The organism is Streptomyces sp. CG 926 (assembly GCF_003148825.1).
Lineage (GTDB): Bacteria > Actinomycetota > Actinomycetes > Streptomycetales > Streptomycetaceae > Streptomyces.
This window is the reverse complement of sequence record NZ_QGGZ01000008.1, coordinates 141,575-154,596: the sequence shown is the minus strand read 5'-3', so window position 1 is coordinate 154,596 and position 13,022 is coordinate 141,575. Positions and strand designations below refer to the sequence as shown.

Here is a 13,022-nt window from a genome sequence, read left to right as displayed (position 1 = left end):
GTGCTCGCCCAGGCATCCCCCTGGCACGCCCACGCCGCTCAGCGCACCGCCGCCGGACTCGCCGAACCCCTTTCCGTGCCCGCCCGGATGGAGTGGACGACGAGACCCGGCCAAGGTCCCGGCGCCGATATCCTCGGCCCGGACCTGCGCGGCAAGCGGCTCCTGGAACTCGGCTGCGGCCCCGGCCACAACGCCGCCCACCTCGCCACCCGCCATAGCGCCCGTGTCACCGGCGTCGACCTGGTCGGCCTCCAGGTCCGCCGCGCCCGCTCCCACTACGGACGGCTGAATAACCTCACCTTCTTCGTCGGCCACGCCCTGCACTACCTGCACGCCTCCGACGAGCAGTTCGACGCGATCTACTCCGTCTTCGGCGCCGTCGGCCTCGTCGCCCCCGAGCTCCTGCTCCCGGCCATCGCCCAGCGCCTCACGCCCGGCCGGGTGCTCGCCTTCTCTGTCCCCCACCCGCAGCGCGGCGGTCGAAGCCCCGCCGGCGACGACCGGCCCCGCCGCGACTTCGTCACCCTGCCCGACTGCTCCCGGCTCCCCATCGCCCGATGGGAGTTCTCCACGGACCGCTGGGAGAAGCACCTGAGCCAGGCGGGTTTCTGGCTCACCTCAGCCCAGGAGTTCCACGACCCTCGCATGGGCCACTGGCCCACCACCCTGCTGATCCGCGCCCGCAAGCTGTGACCAGCCACCCGCCCGGCTTCCCCCGGAGGAACCGATGCGCCCGCCCTACCTGCTCCTCGACATCGACGGCGTCCTCATACCCTTCCCGGACGAGCACGGCTCGACCCCGGCCACCCACGCCCACCACGACGTCGTCCCCACCGGCCGCAGCGCTGACAACCCGGTCACCGTCTGGCTCCACCCCGACCACGGCAGTCTGCTCATGGACGTGATCCGAACCGGCCTGATCACCCCCGTCTGGTGCACCAGCTGGCGGCAGGACGCCACCACCCTCATCGGCCCGCTCCTCGGCCTTCCGACCCTGCCGTACGTCGATCTCCCGCGTCCGCAGATCACCAGCAGCCACCCCAACGGCTACCTGTGGAAGCGTGACCACGTCGACGCCTGGCTGGGCGACGCCGCCGTCTGGATCGACGACGACTTCACCGGCCTCGACCATGAATGGGCGGCGGAGCGCACTGCGAAGGGAACAGCGACCCTCCTCATTCAGCCCGACCCGCACCTCGGTCTACAGCTCGAGCACCTGACCGAGGTCACGAGGTGGGTCGCGCAGTTACCCACAGCCCGCGCCGCCTGACCACTGATGCCCTCGCTGCCACGAACAGCGAGGGCATCAGAGTGTTGCTTGAGCGTGAGCCGTCTGCGGTCTGTAGCGCGTATCGGCGGCGCTGATGTCGGAGTCTGCTGGAACACTGCGGTCGTGATCAACGAGATGACCCCAGACCTTCCTGGTACTCCTGCCGGCTCCCTGCCAACCAGAGCACAGGCAGAGCTCGCCGGCACCGCTTGGGAGGAGCTGCCGCACGTCTGTACGGGCCGACACGGTGTGCCTGACACACCGGACATCCTCGGCGCCGTGCTCGCCACAGACCCGGCCCGCCGGGTGCGGGCGGTGGGGGATCTGTATCGGCTGCTCCTCCATCAGGAGCAGGTGTTTCCGGCGACCGCTCCGGCGGCCTCGGTCCTCGCCTGTCTTCTCGACGATCCGCGCACCCTCGCCGAAGACCGGTGGGAGCGCAGGGCCGGTCGGCGGTCGCTTCGCGCCGAAGTACTGAACTGGCTGGCTTCGTTCGCCGACATCGCCCGCCTGGACGTCGAGGACGGCGCCGGCACGGCGCAGGATCTGGCTGCCGCTCGTGCGGCAAGGCCGATACTCCACGACCACATCGCGGATTTCTGCGACGCCGACGATCCACTGGTGAGGGAGGCCGCGCTCGCGGCCACCGCCCTGCTCCTGGCCGACCCCGCCCTCGCCTCGTCCGTACCCCGGTACGCGCCCGCCGTTCGCGAGGTCCTGGCCGTGAGCGCGGACTCGTACTACCGGTGGATCGGCCGGGAACGGCTGGCTGCCTGGGGTGAGGACGTCACCGGTCTCGTCACTGCGGAGGAGGAGCGCCGCGCGGCCCTAGACCGGGCAGGCGAGTTGGCGGAGGACCCGTTCGGCGGACATGAGCAGGAGCAGGCGATCCGCTGGCTGGAAGAGCAACCCGAGGACACCGCGGCTCCGGAACGACTCGGCCGCCGGCGTGAGGACCGGACCGCGCCCATACCGGCCGCCCCGCACGAGCCAGCACCCGAGCCGCCCGTGGCCGCCGCTGGAAGCGAGGCGGGGTACCGCGGCCCGCGGCGGATCGCCCGGGAGGAGGAGCGCGCCGAGTGGACGTTCACGCCGTACGTAGGAGTCGGCCCCCTGCACTTCGGAATGACCTTGGATGAGATCACCCGCCTCCTCGGCGAAGCACCGGCCGTCTCGTCCTACTCCCACCACGGCGAAGACCAGCGGCTCAACTACGCCGACTTCACTGAGATCGGGATCAGGGCCCTCTTCCACAACGGCCGCCTGGGGTGCGTCGCAGCAGACGCCCTCACCGGCCCCCAGGTGAGACTGGAAGCGGCCCCGCTGACCGGCTGCGCACCTTCCCACGTGGAGGACTGGCTCGTCCACCGCACCACACGGTCCGGCAGCCTGGTGTACAGCGTCGCCGGCGATCCGGTCTTCGCCGACCTCGGCCTGGCGATCCGCTCCCAGCGGGCCAGCGACGTCGTCCTGACCCGCCCCCTCTTCCTGCTCCACGACTGGCTCGACCTGTGGCACGCGCTGCCCAGCGAGGAGTGGAACTGCTCCTGAGGTGTGGTCCACCGGTCGGCCTCCCCTGAGTGCGAGGCCGACCGGAGCGACACACCTGTCCACCGGAGCGCGTGGGGAATCAGCGTGAGCAGTTTTGTGGCTGGCACGCAGCCGGCCGTTAAATCGCCCCGATGTCCCCGCCACGACGCGTGGCGCGGACATTGGGCCGTGGCGTCAGCGGTGTCGACTGCGCTCTTCGGGCCTCGTGGCCACTGGTGTGACTGGAGGGTGTGGCGGGCCGGGCATGGACGACGTTCCGCTGGCGGCGCTTCGCATGCGAGCCGCTTGCGTCCGCCGGTTCGGCTGAGCGGTAATGCGCCAGTTGAGGACCTCGGCGGGGTGCTCGGCGCTGTTGAGTTCCCGCTGGGTGCCCACCTCGGCCAGGAGGCGTCGGGGGTTGCGGCCGGCGGTCTCGGCTTGGGCGAGGGTTGTGGTCAGGGCGGTCCAAGCGGGGTCGGCGAGGATCCGGTCGGCGTGGGCGGGGAGGGCCACGCGAAGGTCCTGCTCGTAGCGGCTGGCGGTCGCGGCTCGTGGTGCGCGGCGGGCCAAGTCCGCCAGAACGGGTGGGGCGGCCTGCTGGTAGCCCGCCTGTAGGTGGCGGAAGGCTTCTTCGGCCGCAGCAGCCTGCTGTTCGTGGCCGTGCTGTTCGTGCCACTTGGCGGCGGCGCGGGCCAGATGCACGATGGCGAAGAGCAGGGCGATAGCGAGCCCGCCCGGCTCGCTGGAGGCGTAGGCGAGTTCCCTGGCGGCCTTGCGCAGGACGGTGGCGGCTTGGTGGTCGGCGCGGGTGGCGGAGCGGCGAGCACGGTTGAACGCCATGGCTGCCGCCCGCAGTTCGGCCCGGTGAGGGCCGGTCGTGGCGCTGGCGATGTTGTACAGGGCGTCGCCGAAGGCGGCCAGGTGGCCCTGGGCGGCGGCATCGTCACCGGAGTCGAGGACGGTGCGTGCCGCGTGTATGGCGGTGGTGGTGTGGCGCCATGGTTCGGCGGGGTCCGCCACGTACCGGGGGCGGTCGGCCATCTCCTGGTCGGGGAGGCGTTCGCGTAGGCGGTTGATGGAGAGGTCGGGGGCGAGTTTCGAGCCGCCGTACCAGACGGGTTCGCCGGCCGCGTTGGTGTCGCCGGGTGCGGCGAGGCTGTAGCCGATCACGTCGCCGGTCTCTGGGCCGAGGCGGGTCTTGACCTTGACGCCGAGGGACTGCAACACGGTGAAGTAGTCGGCTTCGTTGTGTATGGCGGCGGCGACCGCGTACGCCTGCTCGCGCAGCCAGTGCCGTGCCGTGACCGTCTGGCCCTGGCGTTCCGCCTTGGCGCGTTCGGCGCCGGTGGGGGTGCGGGGCGCGGTGAGGTCGCCGGACTTCAGGCGGCGCAGGCCGAACTCGGTCTCAATCTTGCGGCACTCGGCTTGGGCTCGCTGTCCGTCGCGGTGGGTGCGCGGGCGGCGCCCGTCGGCGCGGACAGTGGTGGCCATGAGGTGGATGTGGTCGTCGGCGTGCCGCACCGCGATCCACCGGCATGCCTTGTCGTCGCCTTCCGGGGCGATGCCGGTGGCGTGCACGATGCGGCGGGCGACTTTGGCCCACTCGGTGTCGGTGAGGTAGCGGTCGCCGGACGCGGTGCGGACCGGGCAGTGCCAGACATGCTGGGATGGTTTCTTGCCGCCCAGCTCGCAGGTGCGCAGGTCGACGTGGTGGTCGAGGCGCTTGGCAAGCCGGGTGTAGGTGGCCTCGGGGTCGCGGCCGGGGTCGGGGGCGCCGGCCATGTCCCAGGCGGCGACGATGCGTGGGGCGGTGTGTTCGTCGCGGCGGCCGGGGCCGAAGAGGTAGACGATCAGTCCGCGGGTGTCGGAGCCGGTGGAGACGTCAGGAACCATGCGCGGTGCCTTCCGTCAGGAGCTGGTCGATCAGTCGGTAGCTGTTCTCGGCGGCTTGCTCGACGCGGTCCAGCACCGCCTCGGCGCGCTCGGGCACTGTTCCTCGGTGGATGGCTGCGGTGATCTGGTTGAGGTTGCCGCCGATGCGGTGCAGCGCGACCGTGTGCGCCTCGACGGCCTCGATCAGCGGGCGGACCGGGTCGTCCTCCGGGCTGCCGACCAGCCCCGCCTTGCCCAGGGCTACGGCGAGGGCGGCGTCGCCGACGAATCCGGCGAACTTCTGACCGCGCTGGTGAGCCGCCGCGCTGATCACGCTCACAGCGGTCCGGGTGAAGCGAATGGTCTTCTCATGGTCGCGCTTCTCCACGGTGCGCTTGCGGTTCATCAGCGCGGGCAGGGCGGGCGCGTCGAGATCCCGCCAGGAGGGCTGCTCGACGGGCGGCGGGACATCGGCCGGCGGCTGAGTGCTCGGGGCGACGGAGTCGGCTGCGGGCGGACAACTGGTCTCCGCTACCCCCTCCTCCGGCTCGGGCGCCCCCTGGCGCTCGGCCTTCTCCTCCGCCACCCCTGAGGCGGGGGCAAGCGCGGACGAAGCCTCGTTAGAGGCTCGTTCGCTCCAGCTTGCTGCTGATCGGCGGGTCAGGCCGAAGAATCCCTTGCGGCGGCGGGTTGAGGTGTTCTCGGTGCTCGCTTCAGGCATGGTGGTGCTCCGGTGGTCGTGTGCGGTGGGGCTTCGTCACGTCCGTTGCATCCGTCCCGTAGCTGGTCAGGACAGGTACGGAGGCGGTCGCAGGTACGGAGTGATCCGTATCGGCGAGGAACTCCGTCCCCGCGCTGACCTGCGCGGGGACGGATGCGACGGTTGATACGGAGCTGATGTCAGCGGGTGGGCCTGGGGCCGGCAGGTCCGCCGGGCGGGCCGATGGGCAGCGTCCCGGACGGAGGGGTCGGCGGCTTGTCCTGGGCTCGACGTGCGAGCGCGGCCTCATTGGCTGCGGGTGCCGGTTGGGCGGGGTCGGGGCAGTAGCGGGCCCAGGCGTCGAGGAACTGGTTACGGCCGTACGCCTTGGCCTGCCTCCCGTTCTCGAAACGGTGGTTGGCCGGTCTGATGCCGAAGTCGCGCAGCAGGTTGGCCAGGTGGTAGGCGTTCAGGCCCTTCGTCCCGTACTCAGCCCACGGCGCCTCGGCGTCCTGGGCGAGGGCGGCGAGCAGGTCGTGGCTGCGCAGCGCCTCCGTATCGCCCTGTTGCCCGAAGACGCGGCGGATGTCGCGCAGCAACCGGGTCTTCAGCGTCGTCTGTTCGTCCTGGACCACCTCGTTCCTGGTCATCGCCAGGCAGGCCGCACGGGCCTGCGCGGGCCAGTGGCCGCCCGCCAGGTCTGCGACGATGACCAATGGCTCCCAGGTGTCCGCAGCCCGGTCCTCAACCGGCATCGGTGGCACCAGCCGGTGCGCTGCCCCGCGCAGCGGGGTCAGCCACGCGGTCAGCCGGTCGCGCAGCGCGTTCAGTTCCGGGACGGAGTGCCGGGAGCGGAAGGGAGCGACCTTCTCGCCGGGCTTGCGCTTCTGCATGCGGAGCACGACCGCCCGGTCCATGATCGTGTCCGGCAGGTCGCCGATGCCCGCGAGCGCTGCCATGGCGAAGGTCGGGAACGCAGTCGGTTTGTGCTCCGGGCCGGAGATCCGCCAGGCGGGCCGGTTTCGCTGGTGCCCGGCGTTCAGCAGACCGCGCAGGTCCTCCTTGTCGCCAGCCTTCGGGCCGAAGATGGTGTCAGCCTCGTCCACCAGCAGCGTCGGCGGGTCCTCGCCAATGATCCGGAAGACCACCGCAGGCGAGGTGTTCACCGTCATCATCGGCTGGGACACGGTCTCGTGGAACACGTCCAGGACCCGGGACTTTCCACACCCCTTGGTCGGCCCCACCACCGCCAGACGCGGCGCGTGCTGGAGGGCGGGCTGAATGTGGGAGGCCGCCACCCACAAGGTGACCGCGGTCAGGGCCTCGTCGCTCGGCAGCACCACGTACCGGCCGATCGCCGCACGGAGGTCATCCAGCAGTGCGGCTCCTTCGTCCGCCGTCTCGTCGCTCGCACGGGCGGGGTCCCCGGTCCCCGAACCACCGTCGGGGACCACGGTCCCCGCAGATACGTGGGGACCGTGGTCCTCACCATCGGCTCGGGGGGCGTCGCGCTCGTCCGGGATTCGGGGACCGGGTTCGGGGACCGGCGGACCGGAAGTCCCCGCCCGGTCCCCGGCTTCCGCTCCGGCGGGACCGGTCCCCGGGTCGCTGACCTGCACATGTTCCGTGCTAGGGGAGTCTCGGTCCCCGACCGGAACACCCGTCGAAGCAGGGGACCGTGACCCCGTTCGGTCCCCGTTGCGCCAGGGGATGCCCTGGCCGGGAACCGCGGGGGTGGGCCAGACAACCTCGGATGCGTTCGAGGTGGCGGGGGACGTAGAGTCCTCCATAGACGTTCCTCTCAGGTGAGGGACGGGACGGGCAAGGTCCCGCCCCTCACCGGTTCGTTCGTTCAGGGATGGGCGACAGGCAGGGGAATCTCCGGCCCTCGGCGTTGGCGCGCCGGGGGCCGTTGCTGTGTCCGGGGCTGTCGGCGGCTCACGAGGCCAGGCCCCATTCGTCCTGGCCGTCGATCAGCGTCTGCTCGTACCGCAGCAGCTCCGCCTCGGGGTACAGCACCCGCTTGCCGACCTTGATGCCGCGCGGCCCCTTCCCGATGTGGCGCCAGTAGCGGACGGTGCTCTCGGCTGTGCGGTAGCGCTCGGCGACCTCGGCGGTGGTCAGGTATCGCATGCATTCCCATTCGGCTAGGTGACGATTCGATCTGCATAAAGTTGTGCCCCAGGATCGGCGGTTACCCCAATCGGGAAGCCCATGTTTCAATTGGGATAGCGACGGTGGCGATGGAGGTTCGATGGCAGGCGACAGGCCCGAGGGCGGCGAGGTGCCGCTGCTCTACAGCGAGGGGAACGTGGCCGCGCGCGTGGCGCTGGAGCGCGAGGTCAGAGGGTGGAGCACGACCGAGCTGGCGGAGCGGGTGACCAGAGCCGGCGTCAAGATGAACCAGACAGCGGTCTGGCGCATCGAGAACGCCACCCCCCGCCGGCGCATCAACCTCGACGAGGCCCTCGCCTTCTCCCGCGTCTTCGAGCTCCCTCTCGAAGAACTGATGTCCCCGCCCCTGGAGGGGCTCGACATCGCCAGCCGGCGGCTCGTCCAAGAAGCCGTCGAGGCGTTCTACGAGACCCGCGACGCACGTGACCGCCTCCATCACGCCGTGGTCGCCATCGCCGACCACATCAAGGCCCACCCGGACAGCTCGCGGGCGATCCACGAGCAGCGCCTCCGCCTCATGGGCGACGAGCGGGACGCTCTCACCCTCAGCAACGACATCGAGGACGGCGGCCACTACTGACAACCGACACGAAGGAGAAGCCACTTGGCGAACATCCAGAAGCGCCCCAACGGCAAATGGCGGGCCCGCTACCGCGACCTCGAAGGCAAGGAGCACGCCCGCCACTTCGACCGCAAGATCGACGCCCAGCGCTGGATCGACGAGGTCACGGCCAGCCTGGTCACCGGTCAGTACGTCGACCCGCGATCGGCGAAGAAGCCCTTCAAGGAGTACGCGGAGGAATGGCGGGCCATTCAGCCGCATCGGCCTTCCACGGCCAAGGCGGTGGCCCAGCACCTGCGCTGCTACGTCTACCCGGCTTGGGAGAAGCGGTCACTCGGCGCCATCAAGCCCGGCGACGTACAGAGCTGGGTCACCAGTCTGACCACCACGCACGGGCTGGCCGCCAGCACCTCACGGACGGTCTTCAACACGGTCAACGCCGTCTTCCGGGCGGCCGTCCGTGACCGGATGATCCCTCACAACCCGTGCGCCGAGGCGAAACTGCCTTCGGTGCCCCGGAAGAAGATCGTGCCGCTGGCCGTCGACCAGGTACGGAAGCTGTCCGAGGAGATTCCCGCCCGCTACAAGGGCCTCGTGCTGCTCGGCGCGGCCACCGGACTCCGCCCCGGTGAGCTGTTCGGCCTCCAGGCGCGTCACCTCGACCTGCTGCATGCCACGGTCTCGGTCGAGCAGCAGATCCAGCAGACCGCCAAGCACGGCGTGTACGTCTGCCCACCCAAGACCGCCCGCTCGCACCGCACGGTTCCGCTCCCCCGTGTGGCGGTGGATGCGATGAAGGCCCACCTGCGGGGCTTCCCCGCCGATGGGCCCGAGGGCTGGATCTTCACGGCGCCGCAAGGCGGACCCGTGGTCTACACGCACTTCATGGACGCCTCCTGGCGGCCCGCCTGTGCCAAGGCCGGCATCGCGAAGGGCACCGGACCCCATTCCCTCCGACACCACTACGCCAGCCTGCTGATCAAGCACGGTGAGTCGGTGAAGACCGTCTCCGAGCGCCTCGGCCACACCAATGCGGCCATGACGCTGAACATCTACACCCACCTGTGGCCCGACTCTGAGGAGCGGACCCGGGCCGCCGTCGACAAGGCGTACGCGGACCAGTCTGCTGATGCCCAGCCACAGGTCGACGAAGCGGCGTAGCCACTCCCCCGCGCGCTGACCGAAGTCAGCATGCTGCGGACTCTGTGCGGACCGCAAAGGCCGCCCAACCCGCTCCGTCGCAGGTCAGACGGCCTTTCGCCGGACGTATTAAACGTTGAAGCGGAACTCGACCACGTCGCCGTCCTGCATGACGTAGTCCTTGCCCTCCATGCGGGCCTTGCCCTTGGCGCGGGCCTCGGCCACCGAGCCGCATTCGACCAGGTCCGCGAAGGAGATGATCTCGGCCTTGATGAAGCCGCGCTGGAAGTCGGTGTGGATCACGCCGGCCGCCTCGGGGGCCGTGGCGCCCTTCTTGATGGTCCAGGCGCGGGTTTCCTTCGGGCCGGCCGTCAGGTAGGTCTGCAGGCCCAGGGTGGCGAAGCCGACGCGGCCGAGGGTGGCCATGCCGGGCTCTTCCTGGCCGACCGACTGCAGGAGCTCGAGCGACTCCTCGTCGTCGAGCTCGATGAGCTCCGCCTCCAGCTTGGCGTTGAGGAAGATCGCCTCGGCCGGGGCGACGAGCGCGCTCTGCTCCGCCTTGAAGGCGTCGTCCGTCAGCTCGTCCTCGTCCACGTTGAAGACGTAGAGGAAGGGCTTCGTGGTCAGCAGGTGGAGCTCGTGCAGCAGGTCGCCCTGCTCGGTGCCCTTGGTGATGCCCTTGGAGAAGAGGGTGTCGCCCGCTTCGAGGATCTTCTTGGCCTCGACGACGGCCGCGAGGACCGCGACCTTCTCCTTCTGGAGGCGGGACTCCTTCGTCAGGCGCGGTTCGGCCTTCTCGATGGACTGGAGGTCGGCGAGGATCAGCTCGGTGTTGATCGTCTCGATGTCGTCCTTCGGCGAGACCTTGCCGTCGACGTGGACGACGTTCTCGTCCTTGAAGGCGCGGATGACCTGGCAGATGGCGTCCGACTCGCGGATGTTCGCGAGGAACTTGTTGCCCAGGCCCTCACCCTCCGAGGCACCGCGCACGATGCCCGCGATGTCGACGAAGTCGACCGTCGCGGGGAGGACCTTCTGCGAACCGAAGATGCCGGCCAGGACGCCCAGGCGCGCGTCCGGGACGCCGACGACGCCGACGTTCGGCTCGATCGTGGCGAACGGGTAGTTGGCCGCCAGCACGTCGTTCTTGGTCAGGGCGTTGAAAAGGGTCGACTTGCCGACATTCGGCAGGCCGACGATTCCGATCGTGAGCGACACGTTGGCGACTTCCCGTAGCTGGAGGGGGCGGCGGCCCAGGAGTGGGCCACCGGACAGTTTACTTTCCGATGAGTGGCGGTGGATGTACGCGTGTCCGGGGCCCGATCCGACCCGCTCCCGGCCTACTTTGGTGACGTGGAGCAATACAGCACGCGATCGGCCCCTCACCAACAGCGACCGCCGGCCCAGCGCCAGGCACCCTGGTCCGCCGCCGTACCCGCCCAGGCCGGCGGCGGCGCGCGCCGGCCCGCCTTCGCGCGGCGGATGCCCCGGCCCCGGCTGACCGGGCTCGGCGGCGGGCTGTTCGCGTGTGCCGCCATGGTGCTGGTGGGCGGGATCTGCTGGCTGCTCTTCGGCTCCTCGCTCTTCGTCTACGGGCTGCTCTTCCTGCCCGTCGCCGCCGCCACCGCGCTCTGGGTACGGCCCGCCGACCTGATCACCGCGCCGATCGGCGTGCCCATCGCCTTCGCCGCCGGAGTGTGGCCCATCTCCGGCGGCTCCGGCGGCTTCGGCGGGCAGCTGATGGGGCTGGTGTCCGCGCTGTCCCTGCACGCCGGCTGGCTGTACGCCGGGACGCTGGTCGCCGCGCTGATCGCCGTCGTGCGCAAGGCCGTGCTGATCGGCAGGCGGCGGATGCCCCGGCGGATCGCCCGCTGAGCGCTCCTACCGCTCGACCTTCGCGGCCTTGGCCGCCATCGCCGCTCCCACGATGCCCGCGTTGTTCTGCAGCTTGGCCGGGACGATCTCGGCCCGTACGCCCTCGATCAGCGGCAGGAACTTCTCCGGCTTGCGGCTGACGCCCCCGCCGATGATGAAGAGGTCCGGCGAGAACAGCATCTCCACGTGCTGGAGGTACTTCTGCACGCGGTGCGCCCAGCGCTCCCACGTGAGGTCGTGGTCCTCCTTGGCCTTGACCGACGCCCGCGTCTCCGCGTCGTGGCCCTTCAGCTCCAGGTGACCGAGCTCCGAGTTCGCGACCAGCCGCCCGTCCGTGAACAGGGCGCTCCCGATGCCCGTCCCCAGGGTGAGCAGGAGGACCGTGCCGCCCCGCCCCTGCCCGGCCCCGTACGTCATCTCGGCGACGCCCGCCGCGTCCGCGTCGTTCAGGACGGTGACCGGCAGGCCGCCCAGCTCGCGCGAGATCAGCGTCGCCGCGTCGACGCCGATCCAGGACTTGTCCATGTTGGCCGCCGAACGGATGACGCCGCTCGTGACCACGCCCGGGAAGGTGACCCCGAGCGGCCCGTCCCAGTCGAAGTTGCGCACCACCTCACCGACGCATCCGGCCACCCCCTCGGGGGTGGCCGGATGCGGTGTCAGTACTTTGTGGCGCTCCTGAGCCAGGTCGCCCCGCTCCAGGTCCACGGGAGCACCCTTGATCCCGGTTCCGCCGATGTCCACGCCGAAGATCTGCATGGACATACCGTACGAAACGAGTTACTTGTCGGCGACCAGTTCTGCGGCCTCGGCGCGCAGATCGCGACGGAGTTCCTTCGGCAGCGAGAAGACGATCGACTCCTCGGCGGTCTTGACGATCTCCACGTCCTCGAAGCCGCGGGTCGACAGCCACTCCAGGACCTCTTCGACCAGGACCTCCGGCACCGAGGCGCCCGAGGTGACGCCGACGGTGCCGACACCCTCCAGCCAGGCCTCGTCGATCTCGCTCGCGAAGTCGACCAGGTACGCGGCCTTCGCGCCGGCGTCCTTGGCGACCTCGACGAGCCGGATCGAGTTCGAGGAGTTCCTCGAGCCGACGACGATGACCAGGTCCGAGTCGGCCCCCATCACCTTCACGGCGGCCTGCCGGTTCGAGGTGGCGTAGCAGATGTCGTCGCTCGGCGGCGAGACGAGAAGCGGGAACTTCGTCTTCAGCGCGTCGACCGTCTCCATGGTCTCGTCGACCGAAAGGGTGGTCTGGGACAGCCAGACGACCTTGGACTCGTCTCGGACGGTGACCTTCTCCACGTCGTGCGGGCCGTCGACGATCGTGATGTGGTCCGGGGCCTCGCCGGAGGTGCCGATGACCTCCTCGTGGCCCTCGTGGCCGATGAGGAGGATGTCGAAGTCCTCGTTCGCGTACCGGATGGCTTCCTTGTGCACCTTGGTGACCAGCGGGCAGGTCGCGTCGATCGTCGCGAGCTTGCCGCGGGCCGCCTCCTCGTGCACCACCGGCGCCACGCCGTGCGCGGAGAACATCACGATGGAGCCCTCGGGCACCTCCTCCGTCCGCTCGACGAAGATGGCGCCCTTCTTCTCCAGGGTCTGCACGACGTACTTGTTGTGCACGATCTCGTGGCGGACGTAGACCGGCGCACCGTACTGCTCAAGGGCTTTCTCGACGGCGATCACGGCTCGGTCCACGCCCGCGCAGTAGCCGCGGGGCGCGGCGAGCAGGACACGGCGGGAAGCGGGAGCGGGGGCGGGAGCAGTCATGTGCTCCATCGTACGGGGGTCTCCAGGAGGCCGGGCGTCGGCCGTACGGCACACACTTGCCCGAAAGCCCGCACCACCCCCGCACCACCCCCGTCCCACCCGTCCCACCTGTCCCGCCCCTA

The 13,022-nt window shown here is 70.2% G+C and carries 13 protein-coding genes; 6 read left to right on the top strand and 7 right to left on the bottom strand.

Annotation, left to right across the window (positions count from 1 at the left end; all coding sequences use genetic code 11):
• The 3 genes from BCL76_RS22100 to BCL76_RS22090 all read left to right on the top strand — a co-directional run bounded on the left by BCL76_RS22100 (position 1) and on the right by BCL76_RS22090 (position 2,821).
• A complete protein-coding gene (locus tag BCL76_RS22100; protein ID WP_109781185.1) occupies positions 1-693 on the top strand; it encodes a class I SAM-dependent methyltransferase in 693 nt (230 codons plus the stop codon).
• A 34-nt stretch (positions 694-727) separates the two neighbouring features.
• Complete coding sequence (locus BCL76_RS22095) at positions 728-1,270, top strand: HAD domain-containing protein (protein WP_109781184.1); 543 nt, start codon at positions 728-730, stop codon at positions 1,268-1,270.
• A gap of 279 nt (positions 1,271-1,549) precedes the next feature.
• Positions 1,550-2,821, top strand: coding sequence for a hypothetical protein (locus BCL76_RS22090; RefSeq protein ID WP_258309839.1), 1,272 nt, complete (start codon positions 1,550-1,552; stop codon positions 2,819-2,821).
• 174 nt (positions 2,822-2,995) lie between these two features.
• On the opposite strand, the gene BCL76_RS22085 is transcribed toward BCL76_RS22090, so the two are convergent.
• From BCL76_RS22085 to BCL76_RS22070, 4 genes are all read right to left on the bottom strand, one after another.
• Positions 2,996-4,693 (bottom strand): relaxase/mobilization nuclease domain-containing protein, encoded by a 1,698-nt coding sequence (locus BCL76_RS22085; RefSeq protein WP_109781182.1) that lies wholly within the window; start codon positions 4,691-4,693, stop codon positions 2,996-2,998.
• A complete protein-coding gene (locus BCL76_RS22080) occupies positions 4,683-5,258 on the bottom strand; it encodes a hypothetical protein (RefSeq protein WP_109781181.1) in 576 nt (191 codons plus the stop codon). The genes BCL76_RS22085 and BCL76_RS22080 overlap by 11 nt, the downstream gene beginning before the upstream one ends.
• A 314-nt stretch (positions 5,259-5,572) precedes the next feature.
• Positions 5,573-6,826 carry a DUF3631 domain-containing protein gene (locus BCL76_RS22075; RefSeq protein ID WP_109781180.1) on the bottom strand — a complete coding sequence of 418 codons (1,254 nt, stop codon included), beginning with the start codon at positions 6,824-6,826 and terminating at the stop codon, positions 5,573-5,575.
• 484 nt (positions 6,827-7,310) lie between these two features.
• The gene (locus BCL76_RS22070; RefSeq protein WP_109781179.1) at positions 7,311-7,505 is read right to left on the bottom strand and encodes a helix-turn-helix transcriptional regulator; all 195 of its coding nucleotides are present in this window, start codon (positions 7,503-7,505) and stop codon (positions 7,311-7,313) included.
• A gap of 121 nt (positions 7,506-7,626) precedes the next feature.
• Between BCL76_RS22070 and BCL76_RS22065 the strand changes: the two genes are divergently transcribed.
• Together BCL76_RS22065 and BCL76_RS22060 are read left to right on the top strand one after the other, a co-directional pair.
• Entirely contained in the window at positions 7,627-8,127 is a 501-nt protein-coding gene (locus BCL76_RS22065; protein ID WP_109781178.1) for a helix-turn-helix transcriptional regulator, read from the top strand.
• Between the two features lie 24 nt (positions 8,128-8,151).
• Positions 8,152-9,270 (top strand): tyrosine-type recombinase/integrase, encoded by a 1,119-nt coding sequence (locus BCL76_RS22060; RefSeq protein WP_109781177.1) that lies wholly within the window; start codon positions 8,152-8,154, stop codon positions 9,268-9,270.
• 108 nt (positions 9,271-9,378) lie between these two features.
• On the opposite strand, the gene ychF is transcribed toward BCL76_RS22060, so the two are convergent.
• Positions 9,379-10,467: a redox-regulated ATPase YchF gene (gene ychF / locus BCL76_RS22055; protein ID WP_030764886.1), complete on the bottom strand. Its 1,089-nt coding sequence runs from the start codon at positions 10,465-10,467 to the stop codon at positions 9,379-9,381.
• Positions 10,468-10,602: 135 nt separating this feature from the next.
• Between ychF and BCL76_RS22050 the strand changes: the two genes are divergently transcribed.
• Positions 10,603-11,124: a DUF6542 domain-containing protein gene (locus BCL76_RS22050; protein ID WP_258309838.1), complete on the top strand. Its 522-nt coding sequence runs from the start codon at positions 10,603-10,605 to the stop codon at positions 11,122-11,124.
• 6 nt (positions 11,125-11,130) lie between these two features.
• On the opposite strand, the gene ppgK is transcribed toward BCL76_RS22050, so the two are convergent.
• Positions 11,131-11,883, bottom strand: coding sequence for a polyphosphate--glucose phosphotransferase (gene ppgK, locus BCL76_RS22045; protein ID WP_109781176.1), 753 nt, complete (start codon positions 11,881-11,883; stop codon positions 11,131-11,133).
• A 21-nt stretch (positions 11,884-11,904) separates the two neighbouring features.
• A complete protein-coding gene (locus tag BCL76_RS22040; RefSeq protein WP_375137952.1) occupies positions 11,905-12,909 on the bottom strand; it encodes a 4-hydroxy-3-methylbut-2-enyl diphosphate reductase in 1,005 nt (334 codons plus the stop codon).
• Positions 12,910-13,022 lie beyond the last annotated feature (113 nt).